Here is a 23,448-nt window from a genome sequence, read left to right on the forward strand (position 1 = left end):
TTTGATCCACCGCGGTCCTTGAAACCGCGAGCGGAGGATAGAATGCCAGCCGTGCAAGAGACGGTCGAGCGCGTGAAGCGCATCGACGTCGATCAGTATCGTTATGGGTTTGAGACCCTGATCGAGTCCGACAAGGCCCCCAAGGGGCTGTCGGAAGAGACCGTCAAGTTCATCTCGCAGAAGAAGAACGAACCCGACTGGATGCTCCAGTGGCGGCTGGAGGCCTATCGGCGCTGGCTGACCATGACCGAGCCGACCTGGGCGCGCGTCGACTATCCCAAGATCGACTTCCAGGACCTCTACTATTATGCGGCACCGAAGCCGAAGAAGACCGTCACCTCGCTCGACGAGATCGATCCGGAGATCCTGAAGACCTACGAGAAGCTCGGCATCCCCTTGCGAGAAGTGGCCATGCTCGAAGGTGTCGAGCCGAAGGTGGGTGAGGAAGACCCGGCCAAGCGCAAGATCGCGGTCGATGCGGTGTTCGATTCGGTCTCGGTTGCGACCACGTTCAAGGCGGAGCTGAAGAAGGCCGGCGTGATCTTCATGCCGATCTCGGAGGCGATCCGCGAGCATCCCGAGCTGGTGCAGAAATATCTGGGATCGGTGGTGCCGACCTCGGACAATTTCTATGCGACGCTGAATTCGGCGGTGTTCTCCGACGGCTCGTTCGTCTACGTGCCGCCGGGCGTGCGTTGCCCGATGGAGCTGTCGACCTATTTCCGCATCAACGAGCGCAACACCGGCCAGTTCGAGCGCACGCTGATCATCGCCGACAAGGGCTCCTACGTCTCCTATCTCGAGGGCTGCACCGCGCCGCAGCGCGACGAGAACCAGCTGCACGCCGCCGTGGTCGAGCTCGTCGCCCATGACGATGCCGAGATCAAATATTCGACGGTGCAGAACTGGTATCCCGGCAATTCGGAAGGCAAGGGCGGCATCTACAATTTCGTCACCAAGCGTGGCGACTGCCGCGGCAACCATTCCAAGATCTCCTGGACCCAGGTCGAAACCGGTTCGGCGATCACCTGGAAATATCCGAGCTGCATTCTCCGCGGCGACAATTCCCGTGGCGAGTTCTACTCGATCGCGATCTCGAACGGCTTCCAGCAGGTCGATTCGGGCACCAAGATGATCCACCTCGGCAAGAACACGTCGAGCCGGATCATCTCCAAGGGCATTGCCGCCGGCAAGTCGCAGAACACCTATCGCGGCCTCGTCACCGCGCATCGCAAAGCCACCGGCGCCCGCAACTTCACCGCCTGCGATTCGCTGCTGATCGGCGACAAATGCGGCGCTCACACCGTGCCCTACATCGAGGCCAAGAACTCCTCGGCGACGTTCGAGCACGAAGCGACGACCTCGAAGATCTCCGAGGACGTGCTGTTCTACTGCATCCAGCGTGGGCTCAGCCAGGAAGAAGCGGTCGGCCTCGTCGTCAACGGCTTCGTCAAGGACGTGCTGCAGCAGCTGCCGATGGAGTTCGCGGTGGAAGCGCAGAAGCTGATCTCGATCTCGCTCGAAGGGTCGGTCGGCTGATTGCCGACCCTGGCGGTGCGCTGCGGCGCTCCATGCATCATTTGAACAAACTGGACACCAAGATGGCTTTGCTTGAAGTGAAAGACCTGAAGGTTCGTGTCGAGGAGCGTGAGATCCTCCACGGGCTGACGCTGACCGTGAACGAAGGCGAGATCCACGCCATCATGGGGCCGAACGGCTCCGGCAAATCGACGCTCTCCCACGTCATCGCCGGCAAGCCCGGCTATGAGGTTACTGACGGCCAGATTCTGTTCAAGGGTGAAGACCTCCTGGAGATGGAGCCGAACGAGCGCGCCGCCAAGGGCGTGTTCCTGGCGTTCCAGTACCCGGTCGAGATTCCCGGCGTAGCCACCATGAATTTTCTGCGCACGGCGTTGAACGCCCAGCGCAAGGCACGCGGCGAGGATGAATACTCGACCCCGGACTTCCTCAAGAAGGTCCGCGAGGTCTCGAAGTCGCTGAACATCCCGCAGGACATGCTCAAGCGCGGCGTCAATGTCGGCTTCTCCGGCGGCGAGAAGAAGCGCAACGAGGTGCTGCAGATGGCGCTGTTCGAGCCGAGCCTGTGCATCCTCGACGAGATGGATTCGGGCCTCGACATCGACGCGCTGCGCATTGCGGCCGACGGCGTCAACGCGCTGCGCTCGCCCAAGCGTTCGATGGTCGTCATTACCCACTATCAGCGGCTCCTCAACTACATCGTGCCCGACGTCGTGCACGTGATGTCGAAGGGCCGTGTCGTGAAGAGCGGCGGCAAGGAGCTGGCGCTGGAACTGGAAGCGTCCGGCTACGCCCAGTTCGAGGATGCCGCGTAAGGATTGTTTGCGATGAACGTTGCTGTGGCAAAGACCGGAAAGGGCCGCGCGGTGAGCGATCTCTTCACCAGCGCCGAAGGCCGGCTGCCGGGTTCGCCCGCGGTCACCGCGGTGCGCCGCGAGGCGTTCGAGACCTATGAGCGTCTCGGCCTGCCGCACCGCCGGCTCGAGGAATGGAAATACACTGACCTGCGTGCACTGGTCGGCGAGGTGCTGCCGCTGGCAGCCAGCCCCGATGCGGCCACGTTGAAGCGCGCCGCGGACGCGGTGAAGGTGCATGCGATCGACGGCGCCCGCAAGCTGGTGCTGGTCGACGGCGTGTTCGCGGCCGATCTGTCCGACGTGAAGGCGCTTGTCGCCGAGGCGGGCTTCAAGACCCTGCGGGAGACCTTGGACAAGGACGCCGGTCTGCTGAAGACCGCGTCCATCGATGCAATGATCGCGCTGAACGCGGCGATGGCGACCGACGGCGTCGTGTTGTCGATCGCCGATGGCGCCAAGCTGTCCGCGCCGATCCAGATCATTCACATCGCGACCGCCGCGTCGGCGTCGGCGTTCACCCGCTCGCAGGTCGCGGTCGGGAAGGGCGCTCGCGCCACCATCGTCGAGACCTTTGTCGCGGCGGGTGCCAAGGCCTACCAGGTCAACGACGCCGTCCTCGTGTCGGTTGGTGACGATTCCGACGTCGCCCACATCCGTCTGATGGACGATGCGCCTGACGCGGTGAACGTGACCTCACAGTTCGTCACCATCGGCGCCAATGTGAAGTTCAATTTCTTCAACATGACCACCGGCGCTGCGGTGAGTCGTCTTCAGGGCTTCATTGCGCTGGCGGGTGAGGGCAGCGAGCTCTCGGCCAACGGCGTCAACCTGTTGAAGAAGACCGAGCATGGCGACACCACGCTGGTGGTCGATCACGCCGTGCCGAACTGCGTCAGCCGCGAGATCTTCCGCGCCGTGGTCGACGACCGTGGCCACTCGGTGTTCCAGGGCCGCATCATCGTCCGTCCCGACGCGCAGAAGACCGACGGCAAGATGATGACGCGCGCGCTGCTGCTCTCGGACGAGGCCGAAGCCGACAACAAGCCGGAGCTCGAGATTTTTGCCGACGACGTCTCCTGCGGCCACGGCGCCACCGCCGGCGCGCTCGACGACAGCCTGCTGTTCTATCTGAAGGCGCGCGGCCTGCCGGAGAAGCAGGCCCAGGCCCTGCTGATCCAGGCCTTCGTCGGCGAGGCGATCGAGCAGATCGCCGATGACGGTTTGCGCGAGCACGTGATCGGCGTCGCCGAGCGCTGGCTGGAGCGGCGCCAATGAGCACGCATCCGGCCGTCAAGAACGGGACTTACGACGTCGGCCGCGTCCGCCAGGACTTTCCGGCGCTTGCCATGCAAGTCTACGGCAAGAAGCTGGTCTATCTGGACAACGCCGCCTCGGCGCAGAAGCCGAGCGCCGTACTCGATCGCATGACGCAGGCCTATACGTCCGAATACGCCAACGTGCATCGCGGCCTGCATTACCTCGCCAACGCGGCGACCGAAGCCTATGAGGGCGGCCGCGCCAAGGTCGCGCAATTCATAAATGCTTCGCGCACTGAGGAAGTGATCTTCACCCGCAACGCGACGGAGGCGATCAATCTGGTCGCGTCTTCGTGGGGCGGGCCGAACATCGGGGAAGGCGACGAGATCGTCATCTCGATCATGGAGCACCACTCCAACATCGTGCCCTGGCATTTCCTGCGGGAGCGCCAGGGTGCCGTCATCAAATGGGCGCCGGTCGACGATGAAGGCAACTTCCTCATCGACGAGTTCGAGAAGCTGCTCACGGCCAAGACCAAGCTGGTCGCGATCACCCAGATGTCGAACGCGCTCGGCACCATCGTGCCGGTCAAGGAGGTCGTCAGAATCGCGCATGCCCGCGGCATTCCGGTGCTGGTCGACGGCAGCCAGGGCGCGGTGCATCTGCCGGTCGACGTCCAGGACATCGGCTGCGACTTTTACGTCTTCACCGGCCACAAGGTGTACGGGCCAACCGGCATCGGCGCGCTCTGGGCCAAATACGACCACCTGGTCGCAATGCGTCCCTTCAACGGCGGCGGCGAGATGATCCGCGAAGTCTCGCGCGAGGTCGTCACCTATGGCGATCCCCCGCACAAGTTCGAGGCGGGCACGCCGGCGATCGTCGAGGCGGTTGGGCTTGGCGCCGCCATCGACTACGTCAATTCGATCGGCAAGGAGCGCATCGCCGCTCACGAGCACGATCTCACCACCTATGCCCAGGATCGCCTGCGCGAGATCAACTCGCTGCGGCTGATCGGCACGGCGCGGGGCAAGGGCCCGGTGATCTCGTTCGAGCTTGGGGGTGCGCACGCCCACGATGTCGCCACCGTCATCGACCGCCAGGGCATTGCGGTGCGCGCCGGCACCCATTGCGTGATGCCGCTTTTAGAGCGGTTCAACGTGACGGCCACCTGCCGGGCCTCGTTCGGCATGTATAATACGCGGGAAGAAGTCGATCATCTGGCACAGGCGCTCTTGAAGGCGCGGGATTTGTTCGCATGAGTGACACGGCCGAAATCAAAGCCAATCCGATGGAGACCCATTCGGCGCTGCCGCCGGAGGAGACCGAGCGCCTGACCCGCGAGATCATCGCCGGGCTCAAGACAGTGTTCGATCCGGAAATTCCCGCCGACATTTACGAGCTCGGCCTGATCTACAAGGTCGAGATCAAGGACGATCGCTCGGTCGACGTCCAGATGACGCTGACGACGCCGAACTGCCCGGCCGCGGGCGAGCTGCCGACCATGGTCGAGAACGCGGTCGCCAGCGTTCCCGGGGTCGGCGTGGTCGACGTCAAGGTCGTTTGGGAGCCGCCGTGGTCGCCCGAGCGCATGAGCGACGAGGCGCGCCTCGTCCTCAACATGTGGTGACATAAACCCGGTATTGAATTCGTTCCGCAACGGACCAGATAAACAAGATGACCCAGGCGACCCCAGCATCCACTCCGAAGCCGCGGCGTCCGCGCCCGCAGGTGATGCGGCTGACGGATGCGGCCGCCCAGCGCATCACCGAGCTGACCCAGCGCGCCGATTCCGAGATCGTCGGTTTGCGCGTCGGCGTGAAGAACGGCGGCTGCGCCGGCCAGTCCTACACGGTCGAATACGCCCACGATGTCCGGCCGACCGACGAGGTCGTCGAGGACAAGGGCGTCAAGATCCTGGTCGACCCCAAGGCCGTGCTGTTCCTGCTTGGCACCGAGATGGACTACAAGGCCGACAAGATGCAGGCCCAGTTCGTCTTCAATAACCCCAACCAGATATCCGCCTGCGGCTGCGGCGAGTCGGTCGAGCTGCGGCCGGCGAAGATCGACGGGTAATCAGCCCAACGCATCGCTCTCGTGTCCCGGACGCGCTGCAGCGCTCTTGCGCTGCTGCGCAGAGCCGGGACCCACGCTATACTTCCTGTCGCAGAGGGCCTGGGCCCCGGCTCAGCAGCGCACCGTTTCACGGCGCGCTGCGTCCGGGGCACGAGAGAGCGTGAGCATGGACCGCGAATTCCTGACTGACCTGTTCGCCGATTTCGGCCCCGTTACCATCCGCAAGATGTTCTCCGGCCACGGCATCTCCGTCGACGGCGTCAACTTTGCGCTCGCCTTGCGCGCCGGCCTGTTCTTCCGCGCCGACGAAGTGACCATCCCGGACTTCGAGGCCGAGGGCTCAAAGCCGTTCCAATATTCGACCCGCGCCAAGACCGTGCTGGTGAATTCCTACTGGGAGCTGCCGGCACGTCTGTTCGACGATTCCGAGGAATTGGCGCAATGGGCCAGGGCGGCCCTCGCCGCCGCCCAGCGCGCCAAGGTGAAGAAGCGGCCGAAGGGGAAGAAGGCGGTCACGAAGAAGACCGAGCCAAAGAAGCCTGCTGCCAAGAAGAGGGCGGCCAAGAAGGCAGTCAAGAAGACGGTGCGTAGGGTGGGCAAAGCGACTCGCCCGCCGTAGCTCGCAGAGCGAAGGCGGAAGCGCGCCCAACGTTCGAAATAGTTATGCAGAGATCGTGGGCACGGCGCTTGCGCGCCTTTGCCCACCCTGCGAGAGATCAATCGACGGCCTTGGTCAGGCCGACACGCATGTCCTTGGCTGTGAACACACAGACGCCGTCGGCGAGCACGCGCCCGTCGGCAATTCCGAGCACCAGCTTGCCTCGCCGGACCATGCGCATCGCGACCTCGTAGCGAACGCTCTTTGTGTCGGGCGTGACGGTGCCGGTGCATTCCACTTCGCCGACGCCGATGGCGCGGCCCTTGCCCGGTGAGCCGGACCAGCCGAGCCAATAGCCGATCATCTGCCACATGGCGTCGAGGCCCAGAGTTGGCGGCATCATCGCGTCGCCGCGATAGTGGCAATCGAAGAACCAGTGGTGAGGCGCGAGATCGAGCTCGCCGACGATATGGCCTTTGCCGAACGCGCCACCGTTCGTGCTGATCTCCGTGATGCGATCCATCATCAGCATCGGCGGTGCCGGCAATTGCGCATTGCCCGGGCCGAAATAGCCGCCTTCGCTCGATCTCAGCAGCTCGTCCCTGGTGTAGGATGGTTGCGGCGTGTGGAAATCGTGAGGGTTGGGCACGGCGGTCAGTCCTCGATGCTCGCGGTCGGTGTCGCGGCAGCGAGGAAGATGTCGGTCGGCAAGTTGGAATGTCAAGCGCGGCGGTGTTTCGGCGCGTCGCGTCGCCTCGCGCCACCCGCTTGCGCATCCCGATCGGGGAATTCCGCATTCGCCTCGCAGATCACGCGGTGGCGATCGCTACTTCCTGGTGCGCGGCTTGAAATCTCGGCGGTTCGAAGCTGTCCGAACTTGTGGGCGCGCCAGCTCGACCCTCGCCATGCTCGGCGGGCGCCGCACGATGGTGTCGGCCGGACCGAGAACGCGTCCGTCCCGAGCTCGTAGCTCGAGCCTGCGCACGGGAAGCCCCGACTTCTTGTCGGCCAGCAGCACGTGGGCCTCGTCGGGCGCGAAGAAGAAGTCCTCGCCCCACTGCCTGAGCGCTGCAAGAACCAGAAACAGTCCGCGTCCTTTCTCCGTCAGCTCGTACTCCTGATATGGGCCGCCCTCTGCTGCGGGCACAATGTCCACGATGCCGTGTGCCACGAGATTGCGCAGCCGGGCCGAGAGGATGTTCTTGGCGAGGCCGAGACTCTTCTGAAACTCACCGAACCGGCGCAAGCCATCGAAGGCGTCGCGCACGATCAAAAGCGACCACCAGTCGCCGATCGCGTCCAGCGGACGTGCCACGCCGCACAACGAATCCTTGTGGCTAATTCTCTTGCCCATTCCTGATGTCCATCTCCGCCGTGTCGTTCGAGTGCAGCGAACTTCCATATATCGGTTGCAAACTGAAACCTCAAGCGGTATGCCGATATCGGTTTCAAATTGAAACCGTGCAGAAAGGAATACCCATGATCAGACCCGAGGCCACGTTCGGTGGCAGCTTTGCCTTTGCACCGCATTTCAACGACGCGTCGCATTTCAAGATGCACTTCGTCGACGAGGGACCTCGCGATGGCGAGGTCGTCCTGTGCCTGCATGGCGAGCCGACCTGGGGCTATCTGTTCCGGAACCTGATCCCGGTGTTGAGCGCGACACACCGCGTCGTCGTCCCGGATCACGTGGGATTTGGAAGGAGCGAGACGCCGGCCACGCGCAGCTATTGGCTGCAGGACCACATCGACAACCTGGAAAAATTCGTACTCGCGCTCGACCTGACGGACATCACGCTCGTAATGCATGATTTCGGCGGTCCGGTCGGCATGGGGATCGCAGCCGGCATCCGCACCGCATCCGCCGGCTCATCTCGACCAATGGCCCGACACCGTTCGGTCAGGTCGACCTGCTGGAGCGCGTGAGCGCAAATGCAGCTGCTTCACGGTGGTTTCGCTGGATCGGGCAAGCGGAGGCAGATGGAAATCTCGAAGCGGTGCTCGGCCAGCTCAACTTCAACATCTTGAGCACGCTGAAGCTGAACGGTTTCGAGAACAACGCAATCATCTCCGATGACTGGCTTGCGGCCTATGGCGCGCCGTTTGCCAATCCGGCCGAATGCCTCGGGGCGATCGGCTGGGCGAAGGGTTTTGCGATCGGCGCGCACCGGTTCGAGATGCCCGATGCCGCCGCAGACCGCATGATCCGGGACAGGCCGGCGCTCGCGATCTGGGGCGAGGCGGATCGTACGCTCCACGCTTCGCATTTCTTGCCGCTCTTCACATCGGTTTTCCCGACTGCGAGCGTCCATCGTCTCCCGGGAGCCGGCCACTACTGCCTCGAGGATGCGCCCGAGGCCGTCAATCGTCTCATCGCGGAATTCATCAGCCAAACCTGACCTCGCCGAGAAACGCAGGCCCGAGACATTGAGCCCGGCCCGGAGGTTTCAGTTTGAAACGAGGTTTGCAAGGAGCGGCGGTGATTACGCCACGCGGCTGTGCGATTCGACGGCGTATTCCGGATCGGCTTCGCAGATCACGCGGTTGCGGCCGTTGCGCTTGGCGGCGTAGAGGCAGGCATCGGCGCGCTCGATCAGCGCGTCGGTGTCGTCGCCGGGCTTGAGCATGGAGACGCCGACGGAGATGGTGACGCGGCCGAGGATCTCGCCGGTGGACTTCTTCTTCAATTCCTTCGCCATCACCGCGCGGCGGATGTGGTCGGCCACCGTGAGCGCCTGGCGCAGCGCGGTGTTGGGCAGCACGACCGCGAATTCCTCGCCGCCGTAGCGCGCGGTGATGTCCTGGCCCTTGATGGTCTGCTTCAGCGAAAGGCCGACGAGCCGCAGCACCTGGTCGCCGGTGAGATGGCCGTAGGAATCGTTGAACGACTTGAAGTGATCGATATCGAACAGCAGCAGCGACAGCGACTCGCCCGATGCGAGCGCGCTCTGCACGGCCATGTCGATCATGCGGTCGAAATATTTGCGATTGCCGAGGCCCGTGAGCGGATCGGTCAGGCTCTCGGCACGGATCGCCTCCAGGCTGTGCTGGAGATTGCTGATTTCGTTCTTCGACAGCGTCAGGCGGTCTTCCAGCGCCTTGTTGGTCTCGCGCATCTCGCTGGTCGAGCGCAGCAGCGTTTCGACGATTGCCTTGATCTGGTCGCGGCTCTTGGCCGACGCCAGTTTCGCGGTCGCGCTCGACAGGGTGGTATCGTAGGAGCCGGTCATGCCGAGCGCGTCGCTCAGGACACTCATGACGTCGTCGATCTCGCCGATAACTCGCGCGCCGACCTTGTCGATGCGGTCGGTGGTCTTGATGTGGGAGAGATAGGTCTCGTAGATCTGCTCGAGATCGGCTTCGGTCAGCTTGCCGCTGCGCGCCAGCGTCTCGTTGATGATCTTATTCAGCGGTGCGTTGTAGCCGGTGGCGTAGACGTACCAGATCTCGTAATTGCGGGGAATCGCCGTCTGCCGAAGCGATCGGATCTGACCGAGCGCCACTTCGGCGAACGCCATCGTGCGTTCGTGTTCGTCGAGCACCTTGACCACGGAACATACCCCACAGCGGTCGGAGCGCCGACGACCGCAGCAATGCTTAAATTATGTTCGTAGGCTAACGGACGATCGTGAACGCCCCGTAAATATACGTTCACGAAACGTCTAAAAACGTGTACTTCCTGTTTCCGCAACCGAAACCTGGAGCGCGCCCTCGCGCTTCAGGCGCCGGCGGGAGAGCGGACCGGCCGCAGCAGGAATGCCGGAAGATGCGAGTGATCGCCCGGCTCGGCGTCGATCTCGCGTTGGCGGCGCGGCTCGGGGCGGCCGATCGACGGCACATGCGAATTATTGGCCTGCTGGCGCGCGTCGTGACGCGGCTCTGCCCTGCGCTTGTCGTCGGACCGAGGCCTTGCTTCGGACAACTGTCTTGTTTCCGAGGAGGGCCTTGCTTCCGAACCATGCCTTGCTTCCGAAGCATGCCTTGGCTCCGAAGTATGCCTTGCCTCGCCACGCGCCTCGCGCGGCTCGTGGCTTCGCTCACGGCCGCGCTGCGGCTTGCCGCGTCCGCCGCGTGAACGTTCGCGGCCACGCGCCTCGCGCGGACGCTCGGTCCCGTCGGAGGATTCAGCCTGGATTTCGTAATCGCCTTCGGCGCGCGGAATGCTCTGGCCGATCAGCTTTTCGATGGCCACCATCGACTTCTGGTCGAGCGGCGTCACGATTGAGATCGCGGTGCCGGTGCGGCCGGCGCGGCCGGTGCGGCCGATGCGGTGGACGTAATCGTCGGCGTGATGGGGGACGTCGAAATTGAAGACGTGGCTGACCTCGGGAATGTCGAGGCCACGCGCGGCGACGTCGGAGGCGACGAGCAGCGGTAGCTCGCCCTTGCGGAATTGCTCGAGTGCGGCCGTGCGGGCGGACTGGTCCATGTCGCCGTGCAGGGCGCCGACGCTGAAGCCGTGCTTCTGGAGCGATTTATGAACGACCGCGACCTCGCGTTTGCGATTGCAGAAGATGATCGCGTTCTTGAGATCCTTGGCCTCGCGCAGCAGGCGGCGCAGCAGCTCGCGCTTCTCGTGCGCCTCGCGCCCGGCAGGCACCTGGACCTGCGTGACGGTGACGGCGGTGGTGGCGGGCTTGGAGACCTCCACCTTCTGCGGATTGTGCAGGAAGGCTTCGGTGATGCGCCGGATCTCCGGCGGCATGGTCGCGGTGAAGAACAGGGTCTGGCGTGTGAACGGGACGAGCTTGCAGACGCGCTCGATGTCGGGAATGAAGCCCATGTCCAGCATGCGGTCGGCTTCGTCGATGACGAGCAGCTCGACGCCGGTGAGCAAGAGGCCGCCGCGCTCGGTGTGGTCGAGCAGGCGGCCGGGGGTTGCGATCAGCACGTCGACGCCGCGCGTCAGCTTGGCATCCTGGTCGCCGAAGGAGACGCCGCCGATCAGGAGGGCGACGTTGAGTTTCTGGCCGGCGCCGTAGCGGTCGAAGTTCTCCTTGACCTGGGCCGCGAGCTCGCGGGTCGGCTCGAGGATCAGCGTGCGCGGCATGCGTGCGCGGGCGCGCCCTTTTTCGAGGATGGTGAGCATCGGCAGCACGAAGGCCGCGGTCTTGCCGGTGCCGGTCTGGGCGATGCCGAGCACATCCTTGCGTGCGAGGACGTGGGGGATCGCCTGTTCCTGGATGGGGGTGGGGGTGGTGTAACCGGTGGCCGCCACTGCGGCGAGGACTTTTTCGGACAGTCCGAGATGTGAAAAGGACATTGAGCCTCTGGTCGAAACCGCCGTTCGGAATCGAGGGTAATTAAGGCTGGTCGCGTTCCACCCCGAAACGGCGCGCTCTCAAAGAAGCTGGGGGTGCTGACACACGCGAACAAAGCGCAAGGCTCAGGAATCGCTCTTCGATCTGAGCCGCGTCGCCCCGGAACATAGGCGGGAATCGGCCAAAGTCAATGGAGCGGGCGCGGGAAGGCCCTAAAAAACCTGAGGTTTTTGCCCAAATCACGGGCGCGACTGAGGTTTTCCGCCCAGTCCCGCACTCCGGCCCAAGGCGTCAAAACGGCGGCTAGCACGCCTGCGAGCCCTGGGCCCGGAAATCGCCGGGGGCCATGCCATAGGCGGCGTTGAAGACCCGGTAATAGGTCGCCAGGCTCTCGAAGCCGCAGGCAGCCGCGATATCGGCGATCAGCCGCTCGGGCGCCTCGCGCATCAGGCGGCGGCTCTGTTTCAGCCGTTCGTCCGTTACGGTCTGCGAGAAGCTCTTTGCCGCGGTCTCGAACAGCATGTGCAGGTGGCGCACGGACACGCCGAGCAGGTCAGCCACCATGATCGGCGCGAGATTGGGATCTTGCAGGTGGCGCGTGATCAGGCGGCGGGCCTGCGAGAGGCGGGCGGTCCGCAGCGCGGCCTGTCCACGCCGGCTGCCGGGTCTGACGATGCCGCGCTCGATCAGCGCCAGATGGGCCAAGGCCTGAACCAGGGAGGTCGTATCGTCGGCGTCTTGATCCGTGGAGGCTTCGCCGAGTTCGGCAAAGCAGGCTCCGAGCAGCGGAGCCAAGGCGGGATCGTCGAACGTCCGGGGCGCAAGCTCGCGCATGCGCCTGTCCTGCGCCGGGATGGTGCTGAGCGGGATCTTCAGGATCCGCAGGTGGAAGCCCTCGGCGCCCAGCGGCGCGGTGCGGTAGGGCAGGTCGGTATGGCTGGTCGCGAAGCTGCCGTTGGCGATCGCAAAGTCGCTTCCGCGCAGGCCGCCGAACCAGCTGCCGTTGCCGAGCTGCTGATAGACGCAGATCGCGTCCCCGGGCGCGTAGGCGATGTCGGAGCTGCTGCGTTCGACCGCGTAGGGGGAGGCCTTCAGCTCGACGAGGCCGGCGCCGCCCAACTGGCGTAGCGAGAATTCGCCGAAGAAGTCCGCGCGCCGTTCGCGCGCGAGCTCGGCAGTGACGCCGAACAATCCCTTGGAGCGCACCTCGCGCCAATAGTCGAACCGCTCATGCGGCTCGACCTCATCAGTACACCAGCGATACACGGCAGCCCCCGCGTGCAGCGCAATTGTCCTAGAAAGAGCAGATTCCGCGGGAATCTGCCATAGCCAGATCGTGGATCCGGAGGCCCAGGTCCCTTGAACCGTCGTTACGTCTGGGCCGACTATCACACAGCGGCAGGGGGTCCAACGAACTGCCGTTCGAAGGAAGCGGCCTCTCCGCCGTTCTGCAACGGGAAACTTGCGATGACGCGTCGGCTTTTCAGAACTCTGGCGGCCCTTGGCCTGGCAGCAAGCCTCGGCGGCTTTGCGCTTCCCGCCCATGCCGAGAAGCGCGTTGCGCTCGTCGTCGGCAACAACGACTACAGGAACGTTCCAAAGCTGCTCAAGGCCGTCAACGACGCCCGCACCATGGGCGACACGCTGAAGCAGCTCGGCTTCTCGGTGATGGTCGCAGAGAACCAGAACCGGCAGCAATTCTCCGAGACGCTGCTCGCCTTCGACAAGGCGATCGAGCCCGGCGATACCGCGTTCTTCTTCTACGCCGGCCACGGCTTCGAGATCGCGGGCCAGAACTATCTGCTGCCGACCGACGTACCGGCGGCGACGGAAGGGCAGGAAGAGCTGGTGCGCGACGCCTCGATCCTCGCCGATCGCATTATCGAGCGTCTGCAGAACAAGAAGGCGCGAACTTCGATCCTGGTGTTCGACGCCTGCCGCAACAATCCGTTCGAGCGCAAGGGCACCCGCGCGGTCGCCGGTGCCGGCGGGCTCGCGCCGATGACGCAGCTGCCCGAAGGCGTGTTTTCGGTGTTCTCGGCAGGTCCCCGCCAGACCGCGCTCGATCGTCTGTCCAATGACGACACCAATCCCAATTCGGTGTTCACGCGCACCTTCGCCAAGGAGCTGCTTGAGCCCGGCGAGAACCTCGTGCAGGTGGCGCAGCGCACCCGCCGCGCCGTCAGCGAGATGGCCGATACCGTGAAGCACAGGCAGGTGCCGGTCTATTTCGACCAGATGGTCGACGACGTCTTTCTCAGCGGCATGGCGAAGGATGCCGCCGCGCGGCCGGCCGATCCGCCGCCGCAGAAGCTCGCCGCGCTGCCGCCGGTGTCGGTGCCGCAACTGCCGAAAGAGGAGGCCATCAACGCGCCGATCGCGAGCTTCTCGCGGCACAATGGCGGCTGGAGCGTGGTGTTCTCCTTTGCCGACCCGACGCTCGGCATTTCCTGGCGCATGGCGGGCAAGGGCGATTTCCGCGAGACCGGCTTCATCGACACGCTCGATCCGCGCACGCGCAAGCGGATGCCGAACCCGTCGATCGAATTGCCGCCGGATGCGCAGGCCGGCACCATCGAGGTCCGCTACGTCGATCAGTCCGGTGACATGCAGGGGCCGTTCCCGATCAGGTTCGATCCCGAGGCCGCGCTGATCCGCGACCAGCGCAAGATCCTCGACATGACCGCGACGAGCTGGCTGTCGTTCCGCGAGTTCAACGGACTCTTGGTCTACTACACGCACCTCGTGTCCTATCGCTGCGCCATTCGCGAGGTGCGTATCGGCATCGACACCGCCGTGCCCAACCAGGTGCTGAAGATGCCGCCTTGCGACATGCGCGATCCCAGCGCGATCACCGCCGGCATGCCGCTCTACATGAAGCTCGCACCAGCGACGCAGTCCGTCTCGGTGGAGCTGACCTATCGCGACGGCAGCGTCTCCGAGATCAAGAGTTTTCGCAGCGCGAACCGGCAGTAACAATTGAGACCATTGTGCTCGGCGGCGGCGCGGCCCTGAGAGCAGGGCGCGCGCGGGAGTACACAACGCGGCTGATGCCCATCAGCGGCGGCGCCGCCCTATAGCGCTCGGGCTCGGTCGGGTTCTAGCTCGTACAGTCAAACGACCGAAGCCACTCGGCTGCGCGTTATGCGGATGATACCAAGCCATGTCGTGGACTTGGATGCGCCCCCTATGGTCTGAAGGAGTGGACGAAATTTACGCTATTTAATTTGTTTATTGTCGTTTAAAATTTAATGCGCCATATAATGGCGCAAAGTCGGAGTACCCGTCCGATGTGCGCTTGGATTGTAGGAATGCTTCTCGCCGGATCATCCTTGGCTCTCGTTGGCCTGCTGGTCGTCTATCCGTCGCTTACCTGGTGGGTAGACGAATAAGACGCCGCACTAGCCAGCCGCGGAGGGTCGTTATGAACGCACATCCGCAAGCCTTCGAACAACTCGGTCACGCATTCGGCCGGATCATTCGATCGGCCGTGGCGTGTCTGTAGGACTCGAACACGATCGTCGCGTCGGTAGCCGCAAGAACTGCCGCACCTCATCTCATAGAGCTAGAGCGAGCTATGAAAGCTCGCGTTCGCGGGCGCCAGCCAGAAGTCCGAAAGCGTTGCCTGCCGCTTGCCACCCAACCATCCGGGACGGCGACGAGGCCGGCACGCGGGCGACAAAGGCGATGTAGTCGGAATAACGGGCGTCGTTGATGCTGGCGTTCGCTCTCCCAAGGGGCGCGGACTGACACGGAACTGTTCTTCAAAAGGCATCTTAAATCCACCTTGGAGTCACCATGCCGCCACAACGGTCCGGCATCCACGCGAGGGGGCTGTGGCGCCGGGAGACTCCATGGAAGAGATCGCAATTGCATTTGTCGTCGTCATCTTCCTCGCCCTTGCAGCGTTTGCGGTCGTCGTCCACCCATCACTGAGCTTCTGGCAAAACGACGAAAGCTAACGCCTTCGGCGTGCGGCGACTGGGGCCTAAGAAGTTCGGCAAAGGAACAACTCTACGGATCCCCGGATTGTCCACCAAACCAGGGAGACCATCCATGATCCGCAAGACCATCCTCATCGCCTTCGCATGCGCTGCGCTTTCGACGACCGCTTTTGCTCAGGGAGGCGGGGGTGCTGGCGGAGGAGGCAGTGGTGGTGCGGGTGGCGGTGCCAGTGCTGCAGCCGGTACGGGAACTGGCGGCGGAAGCGCTGGATCTGCGGCCAGCTCGGGGGCCGGAATGGGCACCTCATCCAGCAGCGCCAATTCGGGGCCGTCGGCTCCTTCAGGGATGGGGATTCATGGCACCACCACCGGGGCCAACATCAACACCAATACCGGGCAGACCAACCCGAACGTTCAGCCCCCGACTGCAAACGGCACCTCGCCGTCGGCCGCGCAAGCTGAACGGAACGCAGGTGTCGGTCATGCGCCGAACGGGTTGCCGATCGGCAGTCCGGGCACCGGGACCAGCAATGAAGATCAGAAATAGTCCAGTTCCCGTCCAGGAGAGGCCCGCGCGGCGCTGGCCTATCTGTTACCTCGCAAGTGGCGACCTGCGGCCCTGACGCGAACTGCTGTCGCAGGCGCGGCGCTCGCCGTCAGCAACGTTAGACCCGCGGCTCGCTCTCTTCCGCATCGCGGCTCCGGCGCGTGCGCAGATAGACGAGCGCGACGTTGATGACCAGCCAGGCTGCCACGCCTGCAAGCAACCATGCCACGTTGAACGTTCCCTCTGATGCCCTGTTGGGTCTTATCTCCCATTAACATCGGGGGACGCGGCTTATTCCCGGGATCGGACGGGCCGGCGTGATCCGAGCTGCCGGCCAACGCTGGCACCGCGCATCCAGATTCAAGCTCCGCTCGACCGGAATCGGCGTTACATTGCCCACCATATCTTGATCGATACTCACGTCGCGGATCGTGGTTGCAATGACATCCGGCCAACAATCAAACCGGACGAAAAGAGTCCGCTGCTGCATCGTTGGCGGAGGACCGGCCGGCATGATGCTCGGCTATCTCCTGGGACGGGCCGGCATCGAGGTCGTGGTGCTGGAAAAGCACGCGGATTTCTTCCGCGACTTCCGCGGCGACACCGTGCATCCCTCGACGCTTCAGGTGATGGACGAGCTCGGCCTGATCGACGGCTTCCTGAAGCTGCCGCATCAGCGGCTGCAGAAGATGGACGGCCTGTTCGGCGGCACGCCGGTGCGCATCGCCGATCTTTCCCGACTCCACACCAAATACCGCTTCATCGCCTTCATGCCGCAATGGGACTTCCTGAATTTCCTGCGCGAGGCCGGCCGGCGCTTTGCTTCGCTCGAGGTCATGATGAGCACCGAGGCGGTCGATCTGATCCGTCGTGGCGAGACCATCGCCGGCGTGCGGGCGAAAACGCCTGACGGCCTTATCGATATCGAAGCCGATCTCACCATCGCCTGCGACGGCCGGCATTCGACGGTGCGCCAGCGCGCGGGCCTGGCCGTCGAGGAGATCGGCGCACCGATGGACGTGCTGTGGTTTCGCGCCGGTCGCAAGGCCGACGAGACCGAAAACGTGTTCGCGCGCGTCGAGCCCGGCAAGATGATGATCACCTTCGATCGCGGCGATTATTGGCAATGCGCCTACGTCATCGGCAAGGGACAGTACGAGGCGGTGAAGGCGAGGGGACTGCAGGCGTTGCTCGACGACGTCGTGCGCATGGCACCGATCCTTAAGGCAGGCATTGCCGACGTGAAGAGCTTCGACGACATCAGGCTGCTGACCGTCGCGATCAACCGCCTGCCGCGCTGGACGCGGCCGGGCCTGCTTTGCATTGGCGATGCCGCGCATGCGATGTCGCCGGTGGGCGGCGTCGGCGTCAATCTCGCCGTACAGGATGCGGTCGCGACCGCCAATCTCTTGGCGGGCAAGCTGCAGCACGGCCGCCCGTCCGAGAGCGAGCTCGATGCCGTGAGGCGTCGCCGCGAGTTCCCGGTGAAGATGACGCAGCGCATGCAGGTGGTGGTGCAGAACAACATCATCAGCGGCGCTCTGCAGAGCGGCGACCGGCCGCTGAAGGTGCCGCTGATCGTGCGCCTCATCACCGCGCTGCCATGGCTCCAGGGCATTCCGGCGCGCCTGCTTGCGCTCGGCGTGCGGCCCGAGCACGTGCATTCGAAGGTCGCGTCGGAATCGTAGCGCAGGACATCGGTAGGGATAACGTCGCGTTAAATCGGGACAATGGCGTTGCGGGTATGCAACAGCGCGGGCGCAATTGCGGACCCGCGCGTGCCGATGCGCCGCGTTAACTCTGTTGATTCGAATTTTAGTAACACCCGTCTGTGACCGTGCACCCATCAAAGGACACGGGGTGTACCATGCGTAATAAATTGATTGCCGCCTTCGCCTGCACGACCGCTTTGGTTACGGCCGGCGCTGCCTCCGCCGCCGATCTCGGCGCGCGCTACACCAAGGCGCCTGCTTATGTCGAGCCGCTGTTCAACTGGACCGGTTTCTATGTCGGCGGCCACATCGGTGGCGCATGGACCAACGAGCAGTTCATCAACAACGGCAACGGTGGCGGCTTCGGCGATTTGTTGCCAGGAGAGGGCTATCGCCAGCGCAATTCGGGCGTCATGGGCGGCGCCCAGATCGGCTACAATTGGCAGGCCAACAATTACGTGTTCGGCATGGAAGGCACGATCTCCGGCCTCGACAACAAGGGCTCTTTCACCAACACCGCATTCCCCCCGGCGAACGACGTGTTCTCCTGGCGTGCCAACGTGCTGGCGACTGTCGTCGGTCGTGCCGGCTTCGCCGTGCAGAACAACCTGTTCTACATCAAGGGCGGCTATGCGGGGGTCAACAACCGGCTCTCGGTCACCGATCCGTTTGTGACGGGTACGGGCGGACAAACTCATTGGCACAACGGCTGGACCGTCGGCGCCGGCTGGGAATACGGCATCACCCGCAACTGGATCGTGGGGCTCGAATACAACTACGCGGCTTTCGGCAGCCAGACCTATCAGCTCGGCGGCACCGCGGCTAATTACACCTTCGACGCCAAGCCGCGCGACATCCAATGGGCCGTCGTGCGCGCGAGCTACAAGTTCGACGCCCCGACCATCGCACGTTACTGAGCACGTCGACGCAACGCGACCAACGATCAAAAAAAGCACTGCCAAATTCAAAAGCCCCGGCTTGGTCCGGGGCTTCTTTTTTGCGTTGCCGGATTGCGAAGGCAGGTATGCCCTCAGGCCATCACTGAGAAGCCGCCATCGACGGGAATCGCGGTGCCCGTGACGAAGTTCGACGCGGGCGATGCCAGGAACACGGCGATGCCGGCAAAGTCGTCGATGTCGCCCCAGCGTCCCGCAGGCGTGCGCGCCAGCACCCGCTCGTGCAATCCCGACACCTGCTGCCGCGCGCCGCGGGTGAGGTCGGTATCGATCCAGCCCGGCAGGATGGCGTTGACCTGGATGTTGTCGGGCGCCCAGGCATTGGCGCAGGCGCGGGTGTATTGCACGATGCCGCCCTTGCTCGCCGCATAGGCGGTGGCGAAGCTCGCGCCGAAGATCGACATCATCGAGCCGATGTTGATCACCTTGCCGTTGCCGCACGCCTTCAACGCCGGATAGGCGAGCTTCGAGCACAGGAAGGCGCTGGTGAGGTTGGTGTCGATCACCTTGTTCCACTCGTCGAGCTCGAGCTCGTGCGGCGGCTTGCGGATGCTCATGCCGGCATTGTTGACGAGGATGTCGATGCGGCCGAGATCCTTCACCACGCGGGCAATCATGGCTTCGATCGCGGCCCTGTCGGTGACATCGGTCGGAACAGCGATCGCCTTGACGCCGCGCTGCCGGAGATCTTCGACGGCTGCTTTGGACTTCGCCTCGTTGCGTCCGACCACGGCGATGTCGGCGCCTGCATCGGCAAGTCCGCGCGCCATGCCGAGGCCGATGCCGCCATTGCCTCCCGTGACGATCGCGACCTTGCCGCGGAGATCGAACCGGCTGGATGTCATGCTTGTATTCCCTGGTTTCTTCTATTGGTTGCTCTGCCAGATCAGCACCAGCCCGAAGCCGGCCATGGCGGCGCCATAGCCGGCCCATTGCAGCTGGTTGACCATGAAGCTCGATCGCGGCCAGGGAACGGTGCCCGTGCCCTGTCCGATCCAGAGCAGCCCGACGGCAGTCGCAAACAGGCCTGCGACCAGCAGAAATCTGCGCATGCGTTCCTCCCATCGGTCCGCTTCTGACGCGACTCGCGGCATGAAGGATCTGCTGCGGCCTCGAAAGCTTGGGCGCACAGTAACCGTAGCTCTGGTTCGGATACAATGGCGGTGCCGGCACAAGCCGTCGCGGGCGCATGTCGCAAGCACAGGGCGGCGCGATCACCGATGTTGCATGGATGGCGATCGAGGCCCAGCAGCGCTGTGTGCCGTCGCTGAAGGCGAGCATCGGCCGTCGACAAGCCCCTAACGAAAAAGCCCCGGACGATGCCGGGGCTTTGACGTTTGATCGTGAGATCGGATCAGTACTTCGCGACGACCGGACCGGTCCAGTTGAAGCGATAGACCAGCGAGGTGCTGATGGTCTGCACCCAGGGCTTGAAGCTGATGGAGTCGGTGGTCGCGACGTTGCCGACGTCGGTGCGGACGGCAATGTCCTTACGATCGTAGTAGGCAGCGCGATATTCGGTCTTCATGAACCAGCCCGGCGCCGAGATGCCGAAGATGTTCAGATTGTTCTCGACGCCACCGCCGACGAACCAGCCATTGCGGTTGAACGAGTCGGTGTGGAAGCCCGAGGCCGTCCCGGCGAGATTCGTCAAGCCGGTGCCCGACCAGTGCGATCCGCTGTAACCGGCATTGACGTAGGAGAGAACGTTCGGAGCAACCAGATAGCCGAGGCGAACACCTGCAGCCCAGGCGTCCTGCATCTTGATGCGGCCGGTCAGCGCAGCGAACTCATCGTTGAGGCTGCCGCGCAAGCTACCGAACTGACCATCGGCGAACACGCCAGCGACCCAAGTCCCGCTGAACTGCCAGTCGTAGCCGGCGCCGACCGTGCCGAACCAGCCGTCGCCGCCGACGCGCTGATCGATCGTGACGGGAACGCCAACGAAGTTGGTGTGGGAGTCCGCATCCCAGATGCCGCCGCCGGCGCCACCGAAGATGTAGAAGCCGGTCCAGTTGGCGACGGGCGCCGCCATCGGCGCCTTCACGTACGGACGGGCAGCGAGATCGGCCGCCGAGGCCGAACCGGTCATCGCGGCAACCGCGGTCAGAGCGAGCAAAACCTTCTTCATGTCAAAATCCCCAACCTTGGTCTGTCGTAGCAGGCGCGAGCGCACTGAAGTTCGTGTCATCTGATGACCCGGACTATAGACGTTTCCCGCCGAAATGCTGTTGCCGGGCAGGCACAGTCGCCGGAAAACGCCGGTGAGTGCGCATTCGGGGCCAGAGCGCCGGGATCAGAAATAATGGCTTTAATTCAAAGGCTTGTTCAGATTTCCGAGCCTCAAATTCGCGTAGGGTTTCGTTAGGAAATTCGGCCTTCTCGGAAATGGAGGCCGTCCTGCCACGGTCCGAGCACCGTGAGTCGGTGGCCGAGTCGCGGCGACGGTGCCGGGAATCGCCCGACGCGAGGCGGACGGTAGGCAGGTATTATCCCGGCAAACGGTGGCCCCCACAAAAAAAGGAGCCCCGGCTTCGTGCCGGGGCTCTTGAACGGAGTGCGGCGGTGCTGAGGCTCAGACGTCCAGCAACTCTTCGCTGGCAAACTCAGCCTTGTCCGAGATGAAGGCAAAGCGCGCCTCGGCCTTGGTACCCATCAACCGCTCCACCGAATCTGCGGTGGTGTCACGGTCGTCGGGCAGCAGGACCACCTTGAGCAGGGTCCGCTTGGCCGGATCCATGGTGGTCTCCTTGAGCTGCGCCGGCATCATCTCGCCGAGACCTTTGAAGCGGTTCACCTCGACCTTGGCGTTGGCGTTGAACGCGCTCTTGATCAGCTCTTCCTTGTGCTTGTCGTCGCGCGCGTAGACCGACTTCGTGCCGTGGGTCAGCTTGTAGAGCGGCGGCACCGCGAGGAAGAGATGTCCTTCGTCGATCAGCTTCGGCATCTGCCGGTAGAAGAAGGTGATCAAGAGCGAAGCGATGTGGGCACCATCGACGTCGGCGTCGGTCATGATGATGATGCGCTGGTAACGCAGATCTTCTTCGCGATATTGCAGGAGCTGGCCGCAGCCGATCGCCTGCACGAGATCGGAGAGCTGCGCGTTCGCCGTCAGCTTGTCCTTGCCGGCGGAAGCGACGTTGAGGATCTTGCCACGCAGCGGCAGCACGGCCTGCGTCTTGCGGTCGCGCGCCTGCTTGGCGCTGCCACCGGCCGAGTCACCTTCGACGATGAAGAGCTCGGAGCCTTCGGTGCCGGCGTCGGTGCAGTCGGCGAGCTTGCCGGGCAGGCGCAGCTTCTTGCCGGCGGTCTTGCGCGCAGTTTCCTTCTCCTGGCGGCGGCGCAGCCGCTCCTCGGCGCGGTCGATCACGAAGTCGAGCAGCCGGTTGGCCATGTTCGGATTGCCCGACAGCCAGTGGTCGAACGGATCCTTCATCGCCTGCTCGACGATGCGCTGTGCTTCGGCGGTGGCGAGACGGTCCTTGGTCTGGCCCTGGAATTCGGGCTCGCGCACGAACACGGACAGCATCACGGCCGCGCCCACCATCACGTCTTCCGAGGTGATGGACGAGGCGCGCTTGCCCTGACCGACGCGCTCGGCGTGATCCTTCAGGCCGCGGAGCAGCGCGCTGCGCAGGCCGGATTCGTGGGTGCCGCCATCGGGCGTGGGGACGGTGTTGGTGTACGAAGAGAGGAAGCCGTCCGCATCCGCGGTCCAGGCCACGGCCCATTCGCAGGCGCCATGCGCGCCGTTGCGGCCGGACTTGCCGGAGAAGATGTCGGGATGCACCAGCGTGTCGGCGTGGATCGCCGCCGCCAGATAGTCCTTGAGGCCGCCGGGGAAGTGGAACGTGGCCTCCGCCGGCACGTCCTCGATGCCCTTGAGCAGCTCGGGCGCGCAGTTCCAGCGGATCTCGACGCCGCCGAACAGATAGGCCTTCGAGCGCGTCATCTTGAACAGGCGCTGCGGCTTGAACGCGGCCTTAGGTCCGAAGATGTCGGTGTCGGGCTTGAAGCGCACACGCGTGCCGCGACGGTTGTTGACCTTGCCGAGGTCCTCGAGCTTGCCCTTGGGGTGGCCGCGCTCGAACGACATGCGGTAGAGCTTCTGGCTGCGCGCGACCTCGACCTCGAGCCGCGAGGAGAGGGCGTTCACGACGGAGATGCCGACGCCGTGCAGACCGCCGGAGGTCTCGTAGACCTTGGAGTCGAACTTGCCGCCCGAATGCAGCGTGCACATGATGACTTCGAGCGCTGATTTCTTCGGGAACTTCGGATGCGGATCGATCGGAATGCCGCGGCCGTTGTCGGTGACGGTCAGGAACCCATCCGCACTAAGCTCGACGCCGATGAAGGTCGCATGTCCGGCCAGCGCCTCGTCCATCGAATTGTCGATGACTTCGGCAAACAGATGATGCAACGCCTTCTCATCGGTGCCGCCGATATACATGCCCGGCCGGCGCCGCACCGGTTCCAGGCCTTCGAGCACCTCGATGTCGGCTGCGGTGTAGTCGGCTTCCCCGCCGCTTCCGCGCGGCGCGGCCCTGGCGGAGCGCGGTTTCGGCTCGTCGCCGCCGAAAAAGTCGTCTTTTGCTTTGGGTTTCAACTGCTTGGACATATATCTTGATGCGTTTTGAGGGCCGCATGAGCGGCGAATCGATTACGCCGACTATGCCACTTCTGACTTGGAAAGGTTACCGC

The 23,448-nt window shown here is 64.0% G+C and carries 22 protein-coding genes; 13 read left to right on the plus strand and 9 right to left on the minus strand.

Annotated features, from left to right (window positions below; genetic code table 11):
- Nucleotides 1-42: 42 nt before the first annotated feature.
- From sufB to XH84_RS30395, 7 genes are all read left to right on the plus strand, one after another.
- The gene (gene sufB, locus XH84_RS30365; protein WP_128921967.1) at nucleotides 43-1,539 is read left to right on the plus strand and encodes a Fe-S cluster assembly protein SufB; all 1,497 of its coding nucleotides are present in this window, start codon (nucleotides 43-45) and stop codon (nucleotides 1,537-1,539) included.
- 62 nt (nucleotides 1,540-1,601) lie between these two features.
- Entirely contained in the window at nucleotides 1,602-2,354 is a 753-nt protein-coding gene (gene sufC / locus XH84_RS30370) for a Fe-S cluster assembly ATPase SufC (RefSeq protein WP_164936581.1), read from the plus strand.
- A 12-nt stretch (nucleotides 2,355-2,366) separates the two neighbouring features.
- On the plus strand, nucleotides 2,367-3,671 hold the full coding sequence (gene sufD, locus XH84_RS30375; RefSeq protein ID WP_128921965.1) for a Fe-S cluster assembly protein SufD: 1,305 nt from the start codon (nucleotides 2,367-2,369) through the stop codon (nucleotides 3,669-3,671).
- Nucleotides 3,668-4,915, plus strand: a complete 1,248-nt coding sequence (locus tag XH84_RS30380) for a cysteine desulfurase (protein ID WP_128921964.1) — start codon at nucleotides 3,668-3,670, stop codon at nucleotides 4,913-4,915. Before sufD ends, XH84_RS30380 begins: the two co-directional genes overlap by 4 nt.
- Nucleotides 4,912-5,283: an SUF system Fe-S cluster assembly protein gene (locus XH84_RS30385; RefSeq protein WP_018641712.1), complete on the plus strand. Its 372-nt coding sequence runs from the start codon at nucleotides 4,912-4,914 to the stop codon at nucleotides 5,281-5,283. The genes XH84_RS30380 and XH84_RS30385 overlap by 4 nt, the downstream gene beginning before the upstream one ends.
- A 47-nt stretch (nucleotides 5,284-5,330) precedes the next feature.
- Nucleotides 5,331-5,729, plus strand: coding sequence for a HesB/IscA family protein (locus XH84_RS30390; RefSeq protein WP_018323036.1), 399 nt, complete (start codon nucleotides 5,331-5,333; stop codon nucleotides 5,727-5,729).
- A gap of 166 nt (nucleotides 5,730-5,895) precedes the next feature.
- Nucleotides 5,896-6,348 carry a TfoX/Sxy family protein gene (locus tag XH84_RS30395; RefSeq protein ID WP_128921963.1) on the plus strand — a complete coding sequence of 151 codons (453 nt, stop codon included), beginning with the start codon at nucleotides 5,896-5,898 and terminating at the stop codon, nucleotides 6,346-6,348.
- A 97-nt stretch (nucleotides 6,349-6,445) separates the two neighbouring features.
- On the opposite strand, the gene fabA is transcribed toward XH84_RS30395, so the two are convergent.
- Both fabA and XH84_RS30405 read right to left on the minus strand, forming a co-directional pair.
- Nucleotides 6,446-6,976 (minus strand): bifunctional 3-hydroxydecanoyl-ACP dehydratase/trans-2-decenoyl-ACP isomerase, encoded by a 531-nt coding sequence (gene fabA / locus XH84_RS30400; RefSeq protein ID WP_128921962.1) that lies wholly within the window; start codon nucleotides 6,974-6,976, stop codon nucleotides 6,446-6,448.
- Between the two features lie 177 nt (nucleotides 6,977-7,153).
- The gene (locus XH84_RS30405; protein ID WP_128921961.1) at nucleotides 7,154-7,681 is read right to left on the minus strand and encodes a winged helix-turn-helix transcriptional regulator; all 528 of its coding nucleotides are present in this window, start codon (nucleotides 7,679-7,681) and stop codon (nucleotides 7,154-7,156) included.
- A gap of 125 nt (nucleotides 7,682-7,806) precedes the next feature.
- On the opposite strand from XH84_RS30405, the gene XH84_RS41025 reads away from it, so the two are divergent.
- Together XH84_RS41025 and XH84_RS41030 are read left to right on the plus strand one after the other, a co-directional pair.
- Nucleotides 7,807-8,253: an alpha/beta fold hydrolase gene (locus XH84_RS41025; RefSeq protein ID WP_245471896.1), complete on the plus strand. Its 447-nt coding sequence runs from the start codon at nucleotides 7,807-7,809 to the stop codon at nucleotides 8,251-8,253.
- Between the two features lie 71 nt (nucleotides 8,254-8,324).
- Entirely contained in the window at nucleotides 8,325-8,726 is a 402-nt protein-coding gene (locus tag XH84_RS41030) for an alpha/beta fold hydrolase (protein ID WP_245471897.1), read from the plus strand.
- Nucleotides 8,727-8,810: 84 nt separating this feature from the next.
- Here the strand turns inward: XH84_RS41030 and XH84_RS30415 are convergent, their stop codons facing one another.
- The 3 genes from XH84_RS30415 to XH84_RS30425 form a co-directional block, all read right to left on the minus strand.
- Nucleotides 8,811-9,878, minus strand: coding sequence for a GGDEF domain-containing protein (locus tag XH84_RS30415; protein ID WP_128921960.1), 1,068 nt, complete (start codon nucleotides 9,876-9,878; stop codon nucleotides 8,811-8,813).
- A 167-nt stretch (nucleotides 9,879-10,045) separates the two neighbouring features.
- Nucleotides 10,046-11,590 carry a DEAD/DEAH box helicase gene (locus XH84_RS30420; RefSeq protein WP_128921959.1) on the minus strand — a complete coding sequence of 515 codons (1,545 nt, stop codon included), beginning with the start codon at nucleotides 11,588-11,590 and terminating at the stop codon, nucleotides 10,046-10,048.
- A 301-nt stretch (nucleotides 11,591-11,891) separates the two neighbouring features.
- Nucleotides 11,892-12,854, minus strand: a complete 963-nt coding sequence (locus XH84_RS30425; RefSeq protein WP_128921958.1) for a helix-turn-helix domain-containing protein — start codon at nucleotides 12,852-12,854, stop codon at nucleotides 11,892-11,894.
- A 201-nt stretch (nucleotides 12,855-13,055) separates the two neighbouring features.
- Between XH84_RS30425 and XH84_RS30430 the strand changes: the two genes are divergently transcribed.
- The 4 genes from XH84_RS30430 (at nucleotide 13,056) to XH84_RS30445 (ending at nucleotide 18,708) form a co-directional block, all read left to right on the plus strand.
- Entirely contained in the window at nucleotides 13,056-14,564 is a 1,509-nt protein-coding gene (locus XH84_RS30430; RefSeq protein ID WP_128921957.1) for a caspase family protein, read from the plus strand.
- Between the two features lie 1,080 nt (nucleotides 14,565-15,644).
- Nucleotides 15,645-16,079 carry a hypothetical protein gene (locus XH84_RS30435; protein WP_181769271.1) on the plus strand — a complete coding sequence of 145 codons (435 nt, stop codon included), beginning with the start codon at nucleotides 15,645-15,647 and terminating at the stop codon, nucleotides 16,077-16,079.
- Between the two features lie 440 nt (nucleotides 16,080-16,519).
- Entirely contained in the window at nucleotides 16,520-17,767 is a 1,248-nt protein-coding gene (locus tag XH84_RS30440) for an FAD-dependent oxidoreductase (protein ID WP_128921956.1), read from the plus strand.
- Nucleotides 17,768-17,946: 179 nt separating this feature from the next.
- Nucleotides 17,947-18,708 carry an outer membrane protein gene (locus XH84_RS30445; RefSeq protein WP_128921955.1) on the plus strand — a complete coding sequence of 254 codons (762 nt, stop codon included), beginning with the start codon at nucleotides 17,947-17,949 and terminating at the stop codon, nucleotides 18,706-18,708.
- Nucleotides 18,709-18,821: 113 nt separating this feature from the next.
- Here XH84_RS30445 and XH84_RS30450 read toward each other — a convergent pair whose 3' ends face one another.
- The 4 genes from XH84_RS30450 to parE form a co-directional block, all read right to left on the minus strand.
- Nucleotides 18,822-19,592, minus strand: coding sequence for an SDR family NAD(P)-dependent oxidoreductase (locus XH84_RS30450; protein WP_128948522.1), 771 nt, complete (start codon nucleotides 19,590-19,592; stop codon nucleotides 18,822-18,824).
- 21 nt (nucleotides 19,593-19,613) lie between these two features.
- On the minus strand, nucleotides 19,614-19,799 hold the full coding sequence (locus XH84_RS30455) for a hypothetical protein (protein ID WP_018641722.1): 186 nt from the start codon (nucleotides 19,797-19,799) through the stop codon (nucleotides 19,614-19,616).
- Nucleotides 19,800-20,101: 302 nt separating this feature from the next.
- Nucleotides 20,102-20,878, minus strand: a complete 777-nt coding sequence (locus XH84_RS30460; RefSeq protein WP_128921953.1) for an outer membrane protein — start codon at nucleotides 20,876-20,878, stop codon at nucleotides 20,102-20,104.
- A gap of 444 nt (nucleotides 20,879-21,322) precedes the next feature.
- On the minus strand, nucleotides 21,323-23,365 hold the full coding sequence (gene parE, locus XH84_RS30465) for a DNA topoisomerase IV subunit B (RefSeq protein WP_128921952.1): 2,043 nt from the start codon (nucleotides 23,363-23,365) through the stop codon (nucleotides 21,323-21,325).
- Nucleotides 23,366-23,448 lie beyond the last annotated feature (83 nt).

The organism is Bradyrhizobium nanningense (assembly GCF_004114535.1).
Taxonomy (GTDB): domain Bacteria; phylum Pseudomonadota; class Alphaproteobacteria; order Rhizobiales; family Xanthobacteraceae; genus Bradyrhizobium; species Bradyrhizobium nanningense.